The sequence below is a fragment of the Cyclobacterium sediminis genome (assembly GCF_054781075.1).
Map to the genome: position 1 here is coordinate 1 of NZ_BAAGVC010000043.1, position 21,222 is coordinate 21,222.

The 21,222-nt window shown below is 39.3% G+C and carries 16 protein-coding genes; 9 read left to right on the plus strand and 7 right to left on the minus strand.

The features are described 5' to 3' along the window. Positions 1–1,097: 1,097 nt before the first annotated feature. The 9 genes from ACYVHJ_RS20695 (at position 1,098) to ACYVHJ_RS20735 (ending at position 8,738) form a co-directional block, all read left to right on the plus strand. Positions 1,098–1,991 (plus strand): helix-turn-helix transcriptional regulator, encoded by an 894-nt coding sequence (locus tag ACYVHJ_RS20695; protein WP_460518744.1) that lies wholly within the window; start codon positions 1,098–1,100, stop codon positions 1,989–1,991. A 92-nt stretch (positions 1,992–2,083) separates the two neighbouring features. After that, the gene (locus ACYVHJ_RS20700) at positions 2,084–2,485 is read left to right on the plus strand and encodes a DUF5367 family protein (protein WP_460518747.1); all 402 of its coding nucleotides are present in this window, start codon (positions 2,084–2,086) and stop codon (positions 2,483–2,485) included. A gap of 5 nt (positions 2,486–2,490) precedes the next feature. Then, on the plus strand, positions 2,491–2,994 hold the full coding sequence (locus tag ACYVHJ_RS20705; RefSeq protein ID WP_460518750.1) for an anthrone oxygenase family protein: 504 nt from the start codon (positions 2,491–2,493) through the stop codon (positions 2,992–2,994). An 18-nt stretch (positions 2,995–3,012) separates the two neighbouring features. Continuing rightward, positions 3,013–3,855, plus strand: a complete 843-nt coding sequence (locus tag ACYVHJ_RS20710; RefSeq protein ID WP_460518753.1) for a Rossmann-fold NAD(P)-binding domain-containing protein — start codon at positions 3,013–3,015, stop codon at positions 3,853–3,855. An 889-nt stretch (positions 3,856–4,744) separates the two neighbouring features. Further along, entirely contained in the window at positions 4,745–5,428 is a 684-nt protein-coding gene (locus tag ACYVHJ_RS20715) for a DNA alkylation repair protein (protein WP_460518756.1), read from the plus strand. 103 nt (positions 5,429–5,531) lie between these two features. Beyond that, a complete protein-coding gene (locus tag ACYVHJ_RS20720; protein WP_460518759.1) occupies positions 5,532–6,131 on the plus strand; it encodes a hypothetical protein in 600 nt (199 codons plus the stop codon). Then, complete coding sequence (locus tag ACYVHJ_RS20725; RefSeq protein ID WP_339903454.1) at positions 6,122–6,844, plus strand: formylglycine-generating enzyme family protein; 723 nt, start codon at positions 6,122–6,124, stop codon at positions 6,842–6,844. The genes ACYVHJ_RS20720 and ACYVHJ_RS20725 overlap by 10 nt, the downstream gene beginning before the upstream one ends. A gap of 133 nt (positions 6,845–6,977) precedes the next feature. Next, positions 6,978–7,784 (plus strand): TlpA family protein disulfide reductase, encoded by an 807-nt coding sequence (locus ACYVHJ_RS20730; protein WP_460518764.1) that lies wholly within the window; start codon positions 6,978–6,980, stop codon positions 7,782–7,784. 153 nt (positions 7,785–7,937) lie between these two features. Next, positions 7,938–8,738 (plus strand): endonuclease/exonuclease/phosphatase family protein, encoded by an 801-nt coding sequence (locus ACYVHJ_RS20735; protein WP_460518767.1) that lies wholly within the window; start codon positions 7,938–7,940, stop codon positions 8,736–8,738. Positions 8,739–8,970: 232 nt separating this feature from the next. On the opposite strand, the gene ACYVHJ_RS20740 is transcribed toward ACYVHJ_RS20735, so the two are convergent. The 7 genes from ACYVHJ_RS20740 to ACYVHJ_RS20770 form a co-directional block, all read right to left on the minus strand. Continuing rightward, positions 8,971–9,828: a formate/nitrite transporter family protein gene (locus ACYVHJ_RS20740; protein ID WP_460518771.1), complete on the minus strand. Its 858-nt coding sequence runs from the start codon at positions 9,826–9,828 to the stop codon at positions 8,971–8,973. A gap of 93 nt (positions 9,829–9,921) precedes the next feature. Beyond that, positions 9,922–10,626 (minus strand): LytR/AlgR family response regulator transcription factor, encoded by a 705-nt coding sequence (locus ACYVHJ_RS20745; RefSeq protein ID WP_460518775.1) that lies wholly within the window; start codon positions 10,624–10,626, stop codon positions 9,922–9,924. A gap of 248 nt (positions 10,627–10,874) precedes the next feature. Next, positions 10,875–11,462: a T9SS type A sorting domain-containing protein gene (locus ACYVHJ_RS20750; protein WP_460518778.1), complete on the minus strand. Its 588-nt coding sequence runs from the start codon at positions 11,460–11,462 to the stop codon at positions 10,875–10,877. A 377-nt stretch (positions 11,463–11,839) separates the two neighbouring features. Further along, on the minus strand, positions 11,840–13,951 hold the full coding sequence (locus ACYVHJ_RS20755; protein ID WP_460518781.1) for an alpha-galactosidase: 2,112 nt from the start codon (positions 13,949–13,951) through the stop codon (positions 11,840–11,842). Positions 13,952–13,981: 30 nt separating this feature from the next. After that, entirely contained in the window at positions 13,982–16,864 is a 2,883-nt protein-coding gene (locus ACYVHJ_RS20760) for a hypothetical protein (protein ID WP_460518784.1), read from the minus strand. A gap of 29 nt (positions 16,865–16,893) precedes the next feature. Beyond that, a complete protein-coding gene (locus tag ACYVHJ_RS20765; RefSeq protein ID WP_460518787.1) occupies positions 16,894–19,332 on the minus strand; it encodes a hypothetical protein in 2,439 nt (812 codons plus the stop codon). Positions 19,333–19,430: 98 nt separating this feature from the next. Then, the gene (locus tag ACYVHJ_RS20770; RefSeq protein WP_460518790.1) at positions 19,431–21,128 is read right to left on the minus strand and encodes a glycoside hydrolase family 172 protein; all 1,698 of its coding nucleotides are present in this window, start codon (positions 21,126–21,128) and stop codon (positions 19,431–19,433) included. Positions 21,129–21,222 lie beyond the last annotated feature (94 nt).

The following is a 21,222-nucleotide window of genomic DNA, read 5'->3' on the forward strand; positions in this document are numbered from 1 at the left end:
AGGTTTTTTCTATTTTGTTGATTTTTGGATGATACCTCAACCAAAAACTTCGGCAGACAGTGCCTGTGCCCTTGCCATACCCTGCTTAAATTTCTTTACGCCGAATAGCTACAAGGCGGGAAGTAATGAAATAATTTTTCAATGGAGGATAGTCAGTGTTGATTGTAATGTATTTATTATGAAATTTTTAATGCAATCGCAATTCGAGGGGTGAGGTGGGAATGCCAAAACTACGAGGCGGGGTTGGGCCTTGTTTTAGGAGTTTTCTTTTGGCTAGATTTTTCTTTGGTTCGTTTCTTTTCATCTATGGAAAAGAAATGAACGTTTAATTTTCAGTTAAATGTTTAATTTTTTCATGCAGGCAGATTAATCAAAATTAACCCTATTCTTTACTATTTGTGCCACAATTTATATTGTTGGTTGAGACATGATTTTTCAATTTTGTTTTTTTCTATATGATATCATTTACCTTGACTATTGTCACTTTTTTGCTGTAGGTCAAAAAAGTAACGAACCTGCCCTGAAGTGTAGCAACTCAGTGGCCTGCCCTGATACTTCAGGGAAAACGCCGCTAAGTATTTTTTCGGCTAAAATTTAAGGCTAACCTCACACCGGAAAACTTATTCCTTCGATTATTCGCCCTCGTCCCAGCCGGTTCCTGAGCGGAAGGAGTAGGCAGAATGTATCCGTTACCCTATGGCTTCGACTCCGCTCAGCTGCCGGGAGTAAAATTTGGGTTGTTCGGAATCGGTGGCTGAGCTTGTCGAAGCCATAGGTTGGCAATCCATTTTTGGTTTTCCTGAATCATTGTTGTTTTTGGTATTTAGGAAAGTTGAAAACTTTCCTGATTTTGGGTCTAAGTTACGCTTCGCTAAACTTAGACCAGCGAGGGGCGAGAAAGTAGGTATATGGGATACCGAAAACTTTTGGCTTCAATTTCTTAACAATAAAATCTTCCAGGGGTAAATTATAGGAGTCACTTTTCCACCTAAAATAAACACAAAGTATTCTTATTATTTGGCTAAGTTTTAACAAGGTATTTGAAAGTGTTGTGCAAATACGATACTTTAGTAGAAAATTAATAACGTAAAAGACCAATGTTTCATCTGATCATTGGTGATAATGGATTGATTCTAATGACCCGGGATTTTATCGAAATCAATGACTTTACAATTTTAGTTGAGACTGCTTTCTCGAAGGAGATCATTAAAGATTCTTGTAAATTTGATGAACCCGTGATTGCAGTGGCCTTTTATGGTTCCGGTAATGTGAATTTAGAAATGAATTTCCCCACCGGGAAGCGTGATTTTAATTATACCAAAGGTTTAGCGCTCTCTTTTTATGCGGATGAACAGGTGGATTGTATTCATACGGTCTCTAATAACAAACCACTTGAATGCATTCTTATAGCCACAGCCACTAGAAATTTACAAAATCTCCCCAACCAAGAAGGAAAAATTTTTTCGGAGCTGTTGGAAAATTTGGTTAATCCCAAGGATCATTATGTTGAAGGGCCGAGCTTTTATATGACTCCCGAAATGCACCAGATTATTGATAGTCTTTTTAATATTAGCTACAAGGGTAAAACCAAAATGATGTTTTTTAGAAGTCAAATAACCGCTTTGCTGTCGCACTTTTTTGGTCAATTGTCATTGGATCATTCCCAAAGATTCCAATCAGAAGATAGAAAACGGCTGGAAATGGCAAAAGAGATTTTGTCGAATAATTTGGATAACCCGCCATCGTTAACGGAGCTCTCCAAGGCCTTGGGTTTGAATACAACCAAGCTGAAAAAAGAATTTAAAGAGGTTTTCGGCATTCCTGTGTTCAAGTACCTTCAGAATGAAAGACTTAAAACCGCTCACAGCCTTATTAGTAATAAACAAGCTTCTGTACAGGAAGCAGCTTGGCATGTTGGCTATGACAGTTTAAGCTCTTTCTCTAATGCCTTTGCGAAAAAATACGGTTACAGACCCAGTCAGATTAAATAACTCGTCTTTTCAAACAAATCTTACATCTTTTTAAATAAATAGTTTACTGGAGGCTAAGCTAGTTTTGTCTTGTAATCAAAACAATACAAGACATGAAAACGATCAAAGCAATTTTAATTGGAGTTGGAATCTGGCTACTGGCTGTGGGTTTGTATACCCTTTCCTTTCATTACCAATTTCTTGAAGACCCAAATCAACAAGCCAATATGGTTTTGTTTATTGTAGTGATTCCATTGGTGTGGCTGGGCTCGTATTTATACTATCAGAAGGGAAGTAAAACCCATGGTTATTTTGTCGGTCAGGTATTTCTACTGGTGGCTGCATTTTTAGATGCGCTAATTACGGTACCCCTTTTCGTGATTCCCAATGGTGGGAATCATTATACTTTTTTTACCGATTTAGGGTTTTGGATCATTGCATTTGAGCTCCTTGGAGTGGCTGTGCTATATTATTATACAAGGGTCTACCCAAAAACACAAACTTTAAAATACTAGGCGAAATGGAATTCAATGTAGAAACGGTTTTGCTATGTAAGGCCATCTTATTAACAGGTTTAACTGCCGGTTTATGTTTTACTTGGACGAATGCCGTAACGCCGGGTATAGGACAAATGGATGACCTAGGGTTTTTATATGCATTTCAACAGATGAACAGGGTGATTATCAACCCCGCATTTATCCTTGTGTTCTTTGGCCCTTTCGTCCTAAATATTGCCCTTATCTACCTTAAGTATCAAAATCCGGATAGGTCCTTTTGGGTTTTAGTGGTGGCCACTATGCTATTTATTCTGGGAGTAGCTTTTGTAACTGTATTCAAGAATGTTCCATTAAATGAAATGCTTGAGAGGACAGATTTGACTGCTTCCACTTCAGAAGAACTTAAGGCCCTTCGTCAAAAATTTGAAACGCCATGGAAGCAATGGCATTTGGTTAGGACAATAAGTGCTATTGCTTCTTTTGCAATGCTTTTAGTGGGGCTTGTATTAGATACTCAATCATCATAAACTATTCAATTACACATCATGAAACGTAACATTTTAGTCATTGGAGGAACCGGAAAAACCGGAAAACGTATCGTAAAATTATTACACAATTTGGGTCACCATGTTAGGGTTGGGTCTAGAAAGGGAAATCCTGCCTTCGACTGGCACCATCCAGAGGGCTGGTCAGCAGCGGTGGAAGGAATGGAGGCCATTTATATCAGCTATCAGCCGGACCTGGCAGTTCCCGGCGCCTTAGAGGCCATCGAGGCTTTGGTAAAAGTTGCTAAAAAAAGCCATGTAAAAAAACTGGTATTGTTATCAGGCAAAGGAGAGCGAGAGGCCCAATTGTGCGAGCAGCTGGTGATTCACTCCGGATTGGATTATACCATTGTTAGAGCGAATTGGTTCAATCAGAATTTTAGTGAAAACTTTCTGGTTGAAGGGATTTTAAAAGGGCATGTTGCCTTGCCTTTTGCTGAAGCAAAGATCCCCTTTGTTGATGCCAATGATATTGCTGAAGTTGCTGCTAGCGCATTGACTGAGGACAAACACAATGGTAAAATATACCAATTAACCGGCCCTGAAGGATTGACTTTCGAGGAAGCCGTCTCTTTGATTTCCAAAGCCGGTGGAAGAGAGATCCAATTTACAGGAATTAGTGTTAAGGCTTATGTAGCAGCAATGCAGCAACAAAATGTTCCTGAAGATTTTATATGGTTGGTAGAGTATTTGTTCACTGAAGTGCTGGGAAATCCTGACAACTCGGAAATCACAAATGATATTGAAAAAGTACTCGGCAGGAAACCTATTCATTTTAAAGAATATGTAGAAAGATCAGTCAATAATGGAGTTTGGGACCTTGCTGGAGTTTCTTCCAATTAACCAACCGTAACTGAGGATATTGTAAATACTATCCTCAGTTATTTGTTTTATTGCATAAGTAAACATGTATCCTACTTTTCCTTCTTGATTTGCTAAGCCTTTTATTCGATAATTATTTTTTTTCTATTTAAAAGCTTCTTCAAACAGCACCTGTGCCCTTGCCTCCTGCTTAAATTTCTTAACACCGAATAGCTATAAGGCGGAGATTAATACATTAACTTATTAAAGAATGATTATGAGTATTGGATATTCCAGAGCATATTGACCACTTGAATTTAGATTTAATAAAACCCTTGTGTTCTCGAAATTTTGGCTAAAGCCGGATGATGCGATTTGACCCTATAAATGGGCTAAAGCCCATTCCTATTGATTAGTTTCTTTGATCGATTATTTTGGTCTAAACTCTGAAAAGGTAAAGTGAGAACAATTTTTAATTGCCTCCTGTTTTAGCTGATGAAAATTGGGTAATTCGGCACCGGTGGCTGAGCCTGTTGAAGTCAGCGGAGTCGAAGTTTACTTGGGGTCCCTACCTATATTAGCTTTGACGGCAACCTGGTGATTATTTTACGAAAGTTGAAAACTTTCCTTATTTTGGGTCTAAGTTACGCTTCGCTAAACTTAGACCAGGTAGGAGCCAAATTTCAATTTTCTACCGCTTTATTTGATGAAAATTGGGTAATTCGGCTCCGGTGGCTGAGCCTGTCGAAGTCAGCGGAGTCGGAGTTGACTTGGGAAGCTCTCTACCTAGTTTAATGATTGTGGCATCAATAAAAGTTGAAAAATTTCCCTATTTTAGGTTCAAGTTAGGTTTCGCTTAATCGGGTAAGATTAAAGGGACCAGGTTTACTAATAATTATCCTCCCGGCACACACCATTAATATTCTATCAAATGCTATCCAATGAAACCCTAGAGTACCTTGCTGTCTTAGAACAGGAGTTTAGCCGGAATGCGAATAGTAAACTGGCATTGCAGCAAAGGGCTTATTTGCGAAATCAATTTCAGTTTTTTGGGATTTCTACCCAGCAAAGAAGGGCTATCCAAAGACCGTTTTTGCTCAAAGCCATGCTTCCGCCAAAGTCAGAGTTGCATGAGTTGATAAAGGTTTTATGGGTTAGAGATGTGCGAGAATTTCATTATTTTGGCCAGGAACTAGCCTCAAAATACTTGAAAGTCACAGAGAAAGAGGACATCGATCTTTATGAACAGATGGTGGCTCATCAATCTTGGTGGGATACGGTAGATTTGATAGCCAATAAATTGATGGGCAATTATTTCCTGCTTTTTCCGGAAGAGAGGAAGGAACACATAGACAAATGGTTGAAGTCCAATAATATTTGGTTGCAAAGGAGTGCCCTACTGTTTCAGTTGAAGTACAAAGAAAAAATGGATCTTGATCTTTTAAAACAATGCATTCACCATTTATTAGGGTCGAATGAGTTTTTTATCAATAAAGCCATAGGCTGGGTATTGCGGGAATACAGCCGTATCAATCCTATTTGGGTGCAGGAATTTGTAAAAGATACCACATTAAGTTCCTTAAGTAAAAGAGAAGCCTTGAGGTTGATTTCTTGATGTGCCTAAGGATTAGGAGGTTGATGCTTTGCTTTTATATTACTATTTTTAGAAAGGATTAATGAATTCTGCCTTGGTCTATCTAATTCAGTAACTGAATATTATGAAAACACTACAAGTCTTTGCTACCTTGGCTTTCTTAGTTTTGTTTAATTCATCCGGAAATTCACAACAGATTAAATCTCTTGAATGTTTGGATAAACAGCAGTCTGAATTTGTAGCGGTTGTAGTAGAGAAGTTTAATGATCAACTTCTAAAACATTACGGCGAAATTAATTATAAAAAGTTTTTGATGGATAGGAGTAGTATGTCTTTGCCTCCTGACTTTTTTGTCACATCAGGGTTAGCAGAATTTCTGAACATCAATAGAAATAAACCCTTTTTTCAGGATATTTGGAAAAATAATGACGGAGTTTATGAATTTAACCATGAAAGTAAATATTTTGAATGTTTAAAATCAGTTTGTGAATCTGAAACGCTTTGTGAGGTTTTTTCAGCGATGGGTCAGTTTAGAGAAGTGAGCAGGGGACTCATTGCTGGAGCAATTGCCTCCGAACTTCCTGATGAGCAATATAATAATATGGATTTACCCATTTTTATTGCCATCAATCTTTTGCTGAATTATCCATCAACCTTTTCGATCGATTTAAAAACCAAGTCAATATTTAAAAGGTCCTCAATCCAAAAAGTAGCGTGGAAATAGATAAGAAAAACGTAGACAAGAAAAAAATTGAAAATTTATTTGTCACGATTCCAAAAGGTACTGTGGAAATGAGAGACGACCGGGTAAAAAAAGTTTGGACTCGTGAAATTGAATCTTTTAGACTCTCCAAATTTCCAGTTACTCAGTACTTGTATGCTGCAATAATGAATGAAAATCCGGCTACTTTCAAAGGTGAAAAGTTACCTGTTGAGACTCTTTCTTGGATTGAAGCTGTTAAATTTTGTAATAAACTGTCTGAGACATTGGCGAAAAGCCAATGCTATGTCATTGATAATACCTCACAAATCGTAAGCTTTGATGCCAAGGCAAGCGGATTTCGGCTTCCAACTGAAGCTGAGTGGCAATATGCCTGCCAGGCTGGCGAAAAAAATACTAGGTACGGAGAATTAGAGAAGATTGCCTGGTATAAAAAAAATGCCGACAATCGTACTCAGGAAGTTGGACAAAAGCAACCCAATTCTTGGGGACTTTATGACATGCTTGGTAATGTTTGGGAATGGTGTTCGGATATTTATGATGAAACCGTTTATGGTTCCTATCGGGTTTTTCGTGGTGGTGGCTGGTGCGATGTAGAAAGAAGTGTAATGGCAACCACAAGAAGAAGGAGCCATCCCTACTCCTTTAAAATAGATGATTTAGGGTTTAGAATAGCTGTGAATTCATTTGAAAACAATAGTAAGAAAGGTATATAAATTTTGAAACCGGAGGGAACCGCACTACAGGCAAAACCTTAACAAAACTATTTAATCAGGTTAAAAAAGACGTGTTTAGTTTTATGGTATTTTTATTTTTTTTTATATTAAACTTATTATCAACCAATAAGTTATGAAGAACATATCGCTCATGTTATTATTGATCATTATTACTTGTGCTTCTTGTAATAAGAAATCAGGTAAAAATCTTGACAAAGAAAGGCAAGGGCAGGTAGACTTGAAAGAATTGACAGCTGATTTTAGTACTTGGTGGAATTACCATTATTCCAAAATATCTTTATCATCGGATTTTATTGCGCTCGATGAAAATGCTAAATTAATCTCAAAAGAAACATTTTTGAAAAAGTTAATAAGTGGCGGTTTTATTGGTATTGAGGGCAAGATGAAAGCCAAGTCAGATTCCATTACCTACAAACTAGTTAAATTGCCTGAAGGTGCAGATAAAACCATTTCAGGGACCATCAAGAATTCTGCGGAATTGGCTTTAGGATATTTTGAAATGGAAGGTGAAAAATTCCCAATAATTGACCTAAAAGCTATCGATGGGCAGCAGTATAACAATGAAAGCCTGAAAGGGAAAATCACGGTAATCAAAACTTGGTTTATTGCTTGCAAACCTTGTATAGCTGAGATGCCTGAATTGAATAAGTTTGTTTATAAATACCGCAATAATAATGATATACAATTTTTAAGTTTGGCCACGGATACTCGAACTTCACTGGACGACTTTTTGAATAAGAGAAGCTTTGATTATGTGGTCTTTCCCGAACAAAAAGAATTGGTAGAAGACCGGTTGAAGTTAAGGTTATACCCCACCCACTTGGTGATCGATAAAAATGGGAACATTAAGAAAGTTTTCAATAAAGCGTCTGAATTAATGGCTTATATCGAAGGGAACAAGTCCTTGTTTCGCAAGTAGGAAATCAACTTTTACCCTCCTTAAATGTCTTTATAGCCGAGGGTATGATAAAACTATAGTTACCCCATTCATCTTGTTGTGCGTTTATTTTTGAAAGTGGAATTATGTTGTTTTTGCTTGGCTGATTTAATACTTTTCCAAAAAATTAGCCTGATGAGTAGAATTCTGTTTTTCCTGACCTTTCTTTTGATGATAAATGCTTGCGCAGAAAAGAAGGAAAAGGCCACCTTCAAAGTGATGGCCTGGAATATTTTGCATGGTGGCAATGACATTGAAAATGGTCCCGAGCAGGTTATTCGAATCATCCAAGAAATTGATCCCGATGTGATCTTGATGGTAGAAACCTATGGTTCAGGCAAAAGAATTGCAGATTCTCTGGGCTATGATTTTCATTTAATTGCTAAGGAAGGGACTGCCTTGGATGACAAAAACGTCAATCTATCCATTTTCTCTAAATTTCCCTTTGGTGAGCGCCTAGACACAGAATATCCTTTTTACCTAGGAGGAAGAGAAGTTCTAATAAAGGGTCAAAAGATCCGTTTCTTTTCCAATTGGTTTCATTATCTGCCTTGGGAGAATGAACCCGAGAAAATGGGTATGAATACTGCTGAATTGCTTGACTGGGAAAAGACAGAAACCCGGTACAATAGGATTCAAAAGGTACTTCCCTACTTAAAGAGATACAGTGCAGCCACTGATTCCATTCCCATGATTTTTGGCGGAGACATGAACAGCCCTTCACATTTGGATTGGGGAGAAGAGACCAATGAAATTCACAATGGTTTGCAGGTCCCCTGGTACAGTACCAAGGTTTTAGAAGATATAGGTTTGATTGATACTTACAGAACTTTAAATCCCGATCCCATAACCCATCCTGGTGTTACCTGGGACAGTAAAGGGGTGAAGGATGAACACCGAATAGACTATATATTTTTTATAAGGGGGATGCGTTAAAGCCCATTACTTCAGATTCCTACAACGCACACTTGGGTGAACCCTTTTTCATCAATGGCAAAACTTTTCCTTACCCTTCAGACCATGGGTTTGTAGTAACTACTTTCTCATTTTAATTGGGATTAGGTACAGATTGTCTATTGCATAGGTCAGGTTTAATTGCTGAAATCACAGCTAAAGCAAAAATTTCTCTCCGTCAGGTTGAGATATATTTAATCCAGAGTAAGGCCGCTTAATGTTTCCTTTTTGAAGCATAATGGGATTCGAAAATCCGATACTTAAAAAGTGCTACCACAATGGCACCCCCAATTCCATTGCCCAATAAGGTTAGAACAAGGAAGACCAAATAATCCCCAATGGAGATATATTCCGAATATAAATAACCGGCAAAGGCTTCTATATTCCCTACGATGCTATGGTGAAAACCTACAAAACCTATGGTTCCAGTGATTAGAACAATCAATAGTATTCGGGTCAAGGCTTCAGTGGTGCTGTTCAAAAGCCAGGTTAAAAGTCCCATCAGCCAACCTGCAAATATGGAACTCAACAGCAATACCCAATAACTGTGATCCAAGATGTGATCGGCAATTTTAACCATTGTTACTTTTTCAAATAGGTTGAGTTGGGAAGCCAAATCTCCTACACAGAATACAAATAAGATTCCCCCCAAGAGATTCCCAATAATGACAATAGACCAGATGGTTAATAGTTCAAGAATTGACCTTTGTCCATTCAACACCGGTAAGGCCAATACAGAGGTTTGTTCGGTATACAATACCGATTTACCTAGAATGACCATGATAAATCCCAAGGGATATACAAGGCCGAATAATTTGAAGGTGGTATTCTCATCCAGCCTCCCTTCAAAGGTGAAATATAAAGTAGCAACCAAAAGGTAACTGAACCCTATTTCTAAGCCGGCGATGCAAGCACTTAAAAATATTGCCCTATTATTTATTTTAAATATTTCCTCCCCCTCGTGTATGACACGGCTGAGGATCTCGGTATAATTCTCTGACCTTTCTACCTCATTGGATTTTTTCTCCAAGTCCTGTTGGTGTTCCTTTTGGTCCTTGTTTTCAGCCTTCATAATTTTAAAGATAGGAGTCTATTAGAAAATTTACATAGGATTAACCAAGTTAAGAAGAATAAGTTTCATATAAACCCTGATCTTATATCAGGCTTAATCAATTAGCTTTTCTACGCTTTCTTTGTAGGATTCCCCCACTGAAAATTCCAATTCTCCCAAAAAGAGACTGCTTTTACGGATGGAAGTAATTTCATCTATAGCCACCATATAAGATTTGTGAATTCTTATAAATTGTTTTGGCGGTAATATGGATACGATTTCCTTGAAACTCATCCGAACCACCAATGGCTGAGAGTTTTTTTTCAAATAAAATTTAAGGTAATCCCCATAACCTTTAAGCCATAGGATGTCAATAAACTTAATTTTTACTTGACTGTAATCTACATTAACAAAAAAATGGTCTGGATCTTTTGTAGCCTGGTCATGATTATGGTTGGTCAATAATTCAAATCGGTCTTTGGCTCGGTTACAGGCTTTCAAAAAACGATCCATAGGAACAGGTTTTAGCAGGTAATCCACCACATCCAAGTCAAAGCTGTCCAAGGCAAATTCTTTGTAGGCAGTGATAACGATGGCCAAAGGTTTTTTTTCAAGGCTCGAAATAAACTGTAGGCCTGTTAATTCCGGCATTTGAATATCAACAAAGATAAGATCTATCTGTTGGTGCTGCATTTGCTCCATGGCATCAAAGGCATTGTCGCAGGTAGCTACCAAGTTCAGGAATGCTATTTTGTCGATGTATTTTTTGAGCAATTCCAGCGCAAGGGGTTCGTCATCTATGGCAATACAATTTATCATGAATTGTTTTTTTGAAAGGATCTGCCTTCAATATATTTGTTTTTTGTTTTAAAAAGAAGCCCTATCCCGTTGACAATCGATTCTTGGTACTACTGGCCGCTTCAACCATCATAACCAATGCAGCAAAAATCGCTTAGGTTACTATATATAAAAAAAGAAACCCCTGAACAGTACTTGATGTAAAGACAGGGGCATCTCCATTATGAAAGCTTATAACATTTAGTTCTTGATGTGAACCTGTTTTTGGCTTAATTCACATTTATTTCTTGGGTATAAACCTCATTACCATCTTTGACGCTGATGGTATAGTCACCTTGGACGGCTCTTTCAAAATTGAAGGTCATGTCAATGGTTTTTTTGCCGGTAAAGACTTCTTTATAAAGTTTGGCATGGTCTTGATTGGTCACTTCTATGGCCACTTTAGTTCGGTCACTATTGTTAAGGTTGAGGTTTACTTTGTGGCCATATGTATCAAACACAGAAGGCTTTTCTACCATCTCTTTATTGAGGATATTGATGCCATCAGCTTCTAATACAAGGGTGTAAACCACGGACTGCTCTTTGTTATTTACGTTGATGAAATAAGTGCCTTCATCAAGATTCTTTAGGTTGAAGCTTTTAGTATAGCTATGGTCTGTCACATCATCATAAAATAAAGTATTGCCATTGGCATCAATTAAGGACACATCTTGAGCATTGGTGGAAGAAACCATGGCTAACACTAAACTTTTTGAGGTAGATCCATTGATTAGATTAACACTAGGTACATAAGCCATAGAGCTTAAGGAAATAAACATTAATGCGGCTACTGCGAAACTTTTAAGTATGTTTTTCATGATCTTATTGTTTAAATTCGTGTATTTTTTTTGTTTGTTTTTAAATTATGATTCAAACATACGGTGCTTAATCCAGCCTTTTTTTGAACTGCGATGAAACCCAAAAAGACTGCGATGAATAGGGAAAGTGATGCGATGAAGTTATTTGAGGTCTGGGCATAACCTAAGATGGCCCTAGAAAAAACTGTTAACAGCAATACTGGGAAGTCTATTTGAGCAATAGAAAATGAAGGGTTTACAGGAGCGCCTGATGATCCCTTTGAAGCCTAAAAAATTCTCTATACCTATAAAAAAAATAAGGGCAATAAATTAATATTGCCCTTAATCCCTCAATATAAAATTTAACCAAATCCCTAATTAGGAGGTAAAACCAGAGTTTAATGATGAATGATTTCCCTAGTTTGTTTTACTTTTTGAAATTCATAAATCAGAATTTCACCGGGTGCCAATTCAAGTTCCAATTGGGTGCCATTCTCGATATTGGTCTCTTTTTTTGGTGAATTTCCTACGATAGGAATCATTCTGTAGGTTGTATTCTTTTTGTGCTGCGTTAATAGGGAATCCAAAGAAATTTTGTAATTGGCACTTGCAGACTTGTTGGGGTTATGAATGGAGATATAGCCACCTTTTTTATTCCATCCGCTATAACCATAAGCTTCTTGCTGTTTTGGGTCTCCACCATGCATGGTCACGTACTTGAAATAGGGGAAAGCATGGTGTACCCATGTAAGCCCATCGGCTAATACATCCCAATCTTCCTTGGATAATTCCTTGGTTTTTAAATACAATTCTACAAATCCGGTGCCTCTGGAAAGGTTCATCATCAGGTAGTTGAAGAAATCTTCTTTGCTTTCACCGGTTTTGGTCTTCTTAGGTTCATGATTAAACAAGGAATTCATTGGATATTGGGTTTTTTCTTTGATCCAGGTGTCATAATAGACCCCATCCCTATAAACAAGTTCCTCTGTTCTGGAGCTACCCCCTGCGGCATCTCCTGCATTGATCATCCAGACAGCATCTACATGCATGAGCCACCATGGGCTTAGGTAAGCTCCGTTTGAAATGACGATATATACTTCAGGATTGACCTGATGTTGTTTTTCAAAAATTTCTATTAACCTTTCTGTACCTGCTACCAAATAGTAAGTTTTTAAAGCATCGTACTTTGGATCATTGAGCAGGCTGTCTGAAGGGCTTAACCCATCAATGCCCAGCTGTGGCATTTTCGGAAGACCGTAATCGCTTCCGTTTAGCTCAAATTCCCGAATGTTCAAGTGACCAAAAATCCCATCCAGCTTGAAATAGGAGACCCCCTGTCGGGTTAAATCCAACATTCTTTTTTCAAGCAAACCCATATATTTCGGACCGGCAATACTCATCCAATTGCCCAAAATTTCAAAACCTTGCTTGCCTAGAGGTTTGGCTGCCGGCTGAGCTCCGAAAAGTAATCCCGGACTAAGCCAGAGTCCCAATTTGGAATCAACAGCCCTCATTTTATCGAAACTTCCGGAAAAGTCCATGTCAAACTTTTCATTGATTTTCCATACTTCATCTGACCAGTCTGCATGAACATCCTGCCAACCATCGTCGATTACATAGGCATTTAAAGGAGGAACTCCACGGTTGATCACAAGTTCCTCGTGTACTTTATTCACACTGGAGATAAATTTTTCTTTGCTGACACCTTGTCCATAATCAAACCAGCTGTTGTACTGAACTTGTAATCGGAGAGGCCTAATTCTGATATTATCGATATAGGCTTGAAAAGTTTTTTCCAGACCATCATTGTCTTTTCCAACCCCTGTTACCGATGAATAGGTCAAATAAGTTTCACCTTCCTTAAGTGATTTTCCCCATAAATAGCCACAGTATGCAGTTTGATCTGCTCCTACAAAATTGTCACTGGCAGGGAACTCAATGCCCATAAAAATGGGGACATTTTGCCCAAAGAGCGGTTGTCCCAGCCCCGGTTTCCATTGTGCAGGTCCTTGAGCAGTAATCTGTTTTTGCTGATAAGGCTGTACCAAACCTCCATCAATAACTTCTAAATCTATGCGTTCCAATACCAGGTTAAATCCGGCTTTTATCTTTAGTGATTTTCTGGTATAAAATTCATTTTCATCCAGACTATAGGTCAATTCAACCGACATTTTCCCCTGTTTCTCTTTCAAAAGGAAAGACAGGAGATTTGGTGAATTTTCCAATACTTTCTCCAACACAAAGTCCGCCGAAACCAGGTTTTCGGCGGTTTTGGGTTGATCAGTTCCTTCTGAAATTCTCAGTTTAAATTCGGTTTTGGTATGGATTGGAATCTTTTCGCCTGTAGCTTTATTTTCAATTTGGGTGGTTTTCAAATGACCATCGCGAACCTCAATGGTTTTGCTTATTAGGCTGTTGGAAAGGGTATAATATTTTACAGACTGCTCTTGTCCAAAGCTGACAAAAGCAAGTAGGCAATATAGCCCTGTAAGACCAATTATCTTTATCATTTTATAGGTGTCGTTTAAGAAGAAATTGTTTTAATTGATTACAAACCACTGCTGGCTTTTTGCCGGAATATGGATGGGAAGGTTAATGCTATAATCCCTATTTAGGCTCATATGCAGTTTATCCCCATCCTGATTGGTCAATACGGCTTTTTCGGACAGGCCTGTATAATACAGGTTGACCTTTATGGTCTTGGCCACCGGCACTTCCAAGGGATTGTAAAGCATGATCAGCCCTTTTTCTTTTCCTTCCGGATTGACATGTAGCAATCCGTCATAATCCCTGCCGTCAGGCCGTCTTATATGGACAATATCACTGTCTAGCACTTCTCTGTGTGCCTTATAAAAGTCCACCCACTTTTTAACAATTTCTTTGGTTTGAGGACTGTCATACAATTGTGGACCTCGGTAGCAGGCCTGTACCCCTGCACCAAAAAGGTTGGCCAACCTTTGTTCGTAATGAGGCAAATGGTCTTTCAATGGCTCAATAGTGGCTTCTTTGCCTCCGCCATGGTATTCCACCAAAGGCACAAACATCCAACCCATAGAAGGGGTTTTTTGCCAGGTACCATCATAGATGTTTTGCCTTTCTATGATTTCCTGTTGTGCCCGAGGAAGAGACCAGTTGGTCTCGCGGTAACCCATTCCGGTTTTATTGCTTCCTGCCATAAAGTAATGATCCGGCACATTGAGGAAAATTCCTTTGCTTCGGCACCATTCATAAAATTCCCTGATGGTTTCGTATTGGTTCCATTGGGAGTCTTCTAAACCGGAATGTCCGGGATGATTGTGGCTGGCGCATACATCTCCGGGGTAGCTTCCATCGTGCTCTAAAATATCTTGCCCGGTATTTTCGTAAAAAGCATAAAGCTTTTTGAAATATTCTTGTCCCCACTCACTTTCCAAGCAAGGAGAATTGCCAAACCTCGGTTTTTTTCCTTCAGGCATGATCACATCATTTTCTTTGTCGATGCTCCTGCTGGCTAATAGGGAATAACCACCCAGCGCTATGCCTTTCTCATGAGCATAATCAGCAAGGGCTTTCATTCGGTTCAGGTTTTCCGGGCTGTCATTTTCAATCTGAAACCCACTACCAAATGTCATGATTACCATTTCAAAGCCTACCTCAGCACACTGATCTATGGCTTTTTTCACAGAAGCATTGTCAGCATTCCGAACATGCATCATGATAGGGTTTTCGGTAGCCCAAGGTGCTTGTGAACGGTACATTCTCTTTTCGGCAAGACCGATTCGCTCTCGGTCCCAGCTGTCATGGAATAGCTCCCAAGTTCTAAAGCTTTTCATGCTTTCACCCGGGGCCAAAGTTTTCATCGGGCCTAATTTAGGGTAGGCTTCCAGCAAAGCAGGTGTCTTCATATTGTAATTCACCTGCGTTTTATATGCAGGGTCTGCATTCCAGGCAATGCTACTCGAGTAAAGGTTATCCGGAGACATACCTCCGAAGCGGAAATCTGTCTCTACAGAAAGGTTGGGTTTTCTCCAAATATCCTTATCATCCACTGCGCTTTCTGCTTCCACCAAAGCCAAAATCTCACTTTTAAAACGGTCAACAACTATTTTTTGCCCGGAATTATTGACGACCTCAATCCATTTGGAAAGAAGAGGGATGTCATCATACATTTCGTAGAAAACCTTCACTTGGAGGTCTTTCAAGTATTTTAACCGATCCAATTTTTCTTGTTTGGCATTTTCTTGAAGTTCTCCTAAAATCTGCACCTGATTAATATGACTTCTGCCTCTTTCTCCTGATGTAATGAAATCCCCGGCTCCGGCTTTTTGATCCATTTTCCCCACTTGAAGTGAGGCGATAGGACTGTTGTCTGTAGGAATCTTTGCCAATTGCTCGAAATCCTCCCCCGTGTAAGAAAAGGAGAAGGTTAGGCCATCCGGTAGCTGTTCTGCCCTGAGGTATACTTTCTTTCCGGCTAGTAATTTCCCAATCCTTCTTTCATTCTTCCCATCATATATACCAAAACTAAGATCGCCCGTTCTCAGGTTAAACTTGTACAAGGCTCCATTTTTTGATTGCAAGGCCATGCCCGGTCCCCAGCTACCGGACTTATCAGTACCGGGATCGATTTCAACAATCCAGACCTTACTCTTAGCAGGTACCGGAGTGCTTGCGTAAACATATTGATTGGCCAAGGCCATGATTTCCCCAGCCTTGCCTTCATTGATAAAAGAATTTCTCTCATCCGCTTTAGATGCAAAGACTTCCCAGGTTTCCTTTAAATCCATGAATTTATCCATAAATAATACTTCTCTGCCTTGGTCGGTATTGCTTTGGTTGACAAGGTGTGTGATCAGTTTTTGGCTAAACCCATAGGTAAATACCAATTGTTTACCGGGAGCCGGCCAATCCAGGTCTTTGGGCATCCATTCCGGCCTTTTTTTCCAATCAAATCTGGGTGTTGTGTTGCCAAAATTCTGGTCCAGCAAGGTTAAGGCCGAGGGGTCTGCTTCCATTTGTTGTACCCATTTGTCCAGCAGGTAGTTTTGTACCGGCTGCCCAACCAAACCTCCCACAGGAAACTTTAAGCCATCAATGCTTACTTCTGCTTCAGGTCTTATTGCCCGAAGCATGTTTTCACCCGTCATTAAGTTTTCCAGTCCCACAGTAGCGCCGCCCTTGTTGATTTCGAATACCCTGCTGATCAGACCATTGCTTAATACAAGTTGACCATTGGAATTGGAATAGCTTTTGGTTTTTTTCTGTGCCGAGCTGATTAGCCAATCTCCCTTATATTTTATTGCCTCCCTATCATAGGAGGGAAGTTCTTTTAAACCTTGGGCATCTGCCATATAAATGCTGATGATCCAAAAGGCTGAAAACATCAGGCTTGAAATCATCTTTATTTTACTGTTTTCTTTCTTTAAATAGTTTGTTGTTTTCATTTTTAGCTAGGTAGTATCTTTTTATTAAGTTATTTCTGAATAGAAATAGTATTTCCTTTTACAAATAATTCAGCCTTAAGTACAGCTTCATAGGGTGCTTCCATGTCAATTAGTACAGAATGGTTTCCCCTAGGGATGCTTAATTTAGTGGAATCAATGGGGTATGCTTTAATTTTATTCCATTGCTTGTCATAAAGCAAGGCATGTGGCCCACCTTCATAGGCCAATTTATTGCCTTTGGAAAGATCTGCCCGAATTTCTATGGTGGTGAAATTATTTATTTCCAAGCTTACCTTGGTAATTTTTTCCTCTGAATTTGAACTGAGCAGAAAGCTCAATGGCTGGGATTCATAGGGGTTATTAAAGTCCAGTTGCTTTGCCAATGGTTCTCCGGGTTGTTTTTCCTTTTTTATGATTTGATGAATCACTGAATGAACTTCTTTCAGTTCCCATTTTTCCTTGGCTGTCCGTTCCAAAGTAAACTCGTTGTTTATATTCTTTAATTTTTCTTTTTGCACTTCATTGAAAGCACCTGACAGCCTGGCATCCTCCCAGTTTTTTATTTTTTCAAGTATTTTTTCGATTTGCCCATTTTTTTCTACTGCCTCCATTGAGGTGGCCAAGCCAAAGCCTGCATCGAAACCTGCAGCCCTTGCCAGCAGCCATTCAGCATCCATAATGCTTGTTTCCGGTGAAAGGGAAAACCATCCCAGCATATTGGGCATGAGGTTTCTGTCAAAATAATCCTGATTCATCAGTCTGTATTGTGTCTGGCTTTCCCTAAAGCCCGCATACCATGGTTCTCCCCAATTCATTCTTGTGAAAATATGCCAGAAATAATGTCCGGGATTGCTGGCATCATTGATTACCTGACCTTTAAGTTCCGGCTTTAGGTTTTTATACCAAGTATTCACAAACAATTGCCTGGAGTACTGTCCCATGCCATTGGACCAGTTGCCTTCAAGTCCGTCAAAAGATAGCTGTCTGATATTGGTTTGGTTACAAAAGTCTGCAATGCGAAGGGCTATTTCTTTGGACAATTCGGTATTGCTCAGAAAAGTTTTGTACCCATGATCCATCAGTTTGCTGATCTCTTGGTCTTTTGCATGAGCAGCATCTTCTGTTCCAAAAGCCCCTCTTTCACAATTAAGTAATTTCCAGGGAGCGCTATTGGAAACAGCCTCATACCGGATCAGTTCTTCCCCTACCAAGACCGTGTGGAGGTTATTGTTTTTCATTTGGTTAAAGAAGGTTGGGTCTTCAATAAAAATCTCTTTATCCGAAGCACCTAAATCTTTACTTAGCTTGGTAGTCCCCACCTTTGCAAGCCTGTCGTCGGGTATTGGACTAACGTATGGATCGTTGGTGGTAATGAAATTAGAAAGCGTGTGTACTCCTAAATGTATTCCTTGATTCTCAGCCTTGCTGACCAGGGCTTTCATGCTTTCCCAGTTTTCAGGAAATTCCCTTTCATTCAATTTAAAATGTCCCCAGGTAGTAAATGGTCCTCCATGGTACAAATATTTCAATCCTGCTTGCTTTGTCAAGGAAATGGCATTGTCTATGGAATGAACTCCGAAAGGCATGATCAGGTAGGAGGCAGTTGACTCAACCGAAGTCTTTGCCCATTCGCCGTCTATCTCCGGGTGGGGAAGGCCTTCCTGTACCTCAATTGTTCCGATGGTTTTCAATGCATCCGACGGGCGGCTTCCAAATAGGGCTATTTTGGAGCCAATCACCCCACCATCCTCATAAGCCTTAACGGTGTAATTTTCATGGGCCCATACAGGAATTACTTTGTCCTCAAGTCGGTTTCGGGTATAGGCCTGAAGCTTACTTCCAAAACCGGTTTTTCTTGCAGTTTGCCCCCTGTACAAGACTTTCACACTGTCAGATACATCAGTAAGGTTGTTGGTGGCGAAAATGTCATAAGCAGGCTCTGTATCATCGGGATTTGATGGATATCCGCCTAGTGTTTTGATATTTAAAGCCTGAATACCCACGGCAAATTGACCATTTTGTACCACACCCACCGTTTCGCCGATCGTTTCTGAAATATTTAGCCTGTATGGCCCCCATATTATATTATCTGCTTTTTTAGAATTAGTTAGGTCAATAAGTTCGAAAGTAATATAATCCTTATTCTTGGAGTATTGTACCTGAGCCTTTATTTCAAGTTGATCATATGTCAGGTAAATATGTTGGGAAGCTTCATCGATTTCCATTTTATTAGGAAAGACAATACCATCATTTACCTGTACAGATAAAAGGTAATTGCTGTCTGAGGGATATTGGAGTTCAGTGAGGTTTATCTTATCGTAAATAGAGGTTAATTTGCCTTGATCATCTAGTGTGATTTTTAGATAATCTGTTTCCAGATCCAGTTGATTTTCATTACAGGACCATAACAATACCCCTAAAATCAAGCTTATAATAGGAGAGAGGCCTATGGTATTTTTTATTTTCATATTTTTACTTTTAGATTAAATTTCAGTTTATGGGGGCTATCGGTACATTTTATAAGCCCTTTGGTGATTCCGAGAAGAGGGTTAAAATCTGTAAGGGATTATTCAATTTGTAGCCTGACCTTATGGGATACTCCATTGATATCCTTTTCTATATTGTCCTGACTGCCTTTAAATGCATAATAAAAAGTAGCAGGACTAAAGTCCATCGGTGCCCGGTGAGGATGCCAAATTTCCATGTCAAACGAAAACCCTTTTGAAAAAGGAATTCCATCCAACAAACGCTGTCTGTTATTCGAAGTCACTCCCGGGGTTTTGTTCCCTTCGCCTATAGGTTGTGAGGCAATGGGTGAAGAAAATGGCTGGGGCCTGCAATAGGCATAGCAATAATAATCTTCTGTTCCGGTTCCAAAATGAGAGGGGAAGGCTTCGAAGTCCACATAAATTTTTTCATCTCCTTCTCCCCACCAATTGATACCAGTGGTGTCTGGAAATGAATTAAATAAGGTAAGGTTGTCCCCCACATATATACCTTTCCCTAATATAGAAACATAATTATAATCACTCCTCAATTTTGTGTCTAGGTTGCTTGTTCCTTTCCACGTGGCATGGAAATACATGCTTAGATCTGTCCATTCATTGGGACGATGGTCCAAGGCCAGTTCCTCTAGTATTATTTCCTGGTCACCATAATTGATAAGTTTTACTTCTGCCTCTTTTTCAAATGGCATCGCCCAATAAGAGGACATTAAGCCTGACCCATCCACTTTTGTATAATAGGTCTGGTGGGGTCTTGAAACATAGCCAATTCCAAAAAATTGACCCAAGGGGCACCAAACGGTTTCTTCTCCATCAAAGGTTATGGATACTACTGTGGATCTTAGTGCCTGCTCCATGTCATTTGCTTTAATTCGGGTTTGAAAGAAATCAATCATAGCAGCACCCTTGATTTTCTTTATGAAGCTTTCCCCGGGTTTAACCTTGACTGCTGACGCTTGAATTTTGGCATTAGGCCTTTCCGGAGAATGAACCAACATTTCAGCGGCTTTTTCTAATTCTTGGTTGGAGGTTTTCAGCGTGTTAGTGTTAAAACTTTCTACTTCAGTTCCCTTTGCGTAAGATCGGTAATTGATTTGATAATAATGGCCTTTCCAGCCCTCTATATGGCTATATTTGTGTTCACCATCATAGGTGATCTTACAGCTTTTTGCATAGGGGATAGGCAAAATTAGGTTTCGGCCTCTCCAGGTGTCATTTTCTGCCTTTTCAGGGGCAAAAAAACTGAAAGGTTTCCCTACAAGGCCTGCACCTCCTATCATATTTTTATGGTACATTTCGATTACCGGTACTGGGTTGCCATCTATATAAAGCCTGTAGATACCTCCATATTCGTCCGGAATGCCTCCGTAAACTGCCCAAAACCTTACAATGGCCCCCGGACCAAAGTCCTCAAACATTACATCTTCCTTTCGGCCTTGGTTGGTTTCTGTTCTTATGTATTGACTGAAATCATGGTTTTCAAACCAGCCCTGCCCCCAGTCTCTTGGGGCCTCTTTATCACCATAATTTCCGGTAAAAAAATTGGCGTCGGCTTCCAGATTGTCTTTGTTTACCGATTTCCTTGAATAACTCGAAGCCTGGCTTGTTAAATAAAAAGGCTCCGGCCATATGGACAGGGTTTTTCTATCAGTCATTTCTTCCAACAACTTTGGAAAGGTTACCTGAGCTGAGTTACTAAATGAGTATAATGTAAAAGAGAATAATAAAGGTAGGAAATACTGAAGTTTACTATTTTTCATAAGGTATGGTAAAGCAGGGCAATCCAATATTGCCCTTGTTAATTTAGTGATATAGGTCTTGAGATCCGGTTTATACAATAGGGCTTCTATTACA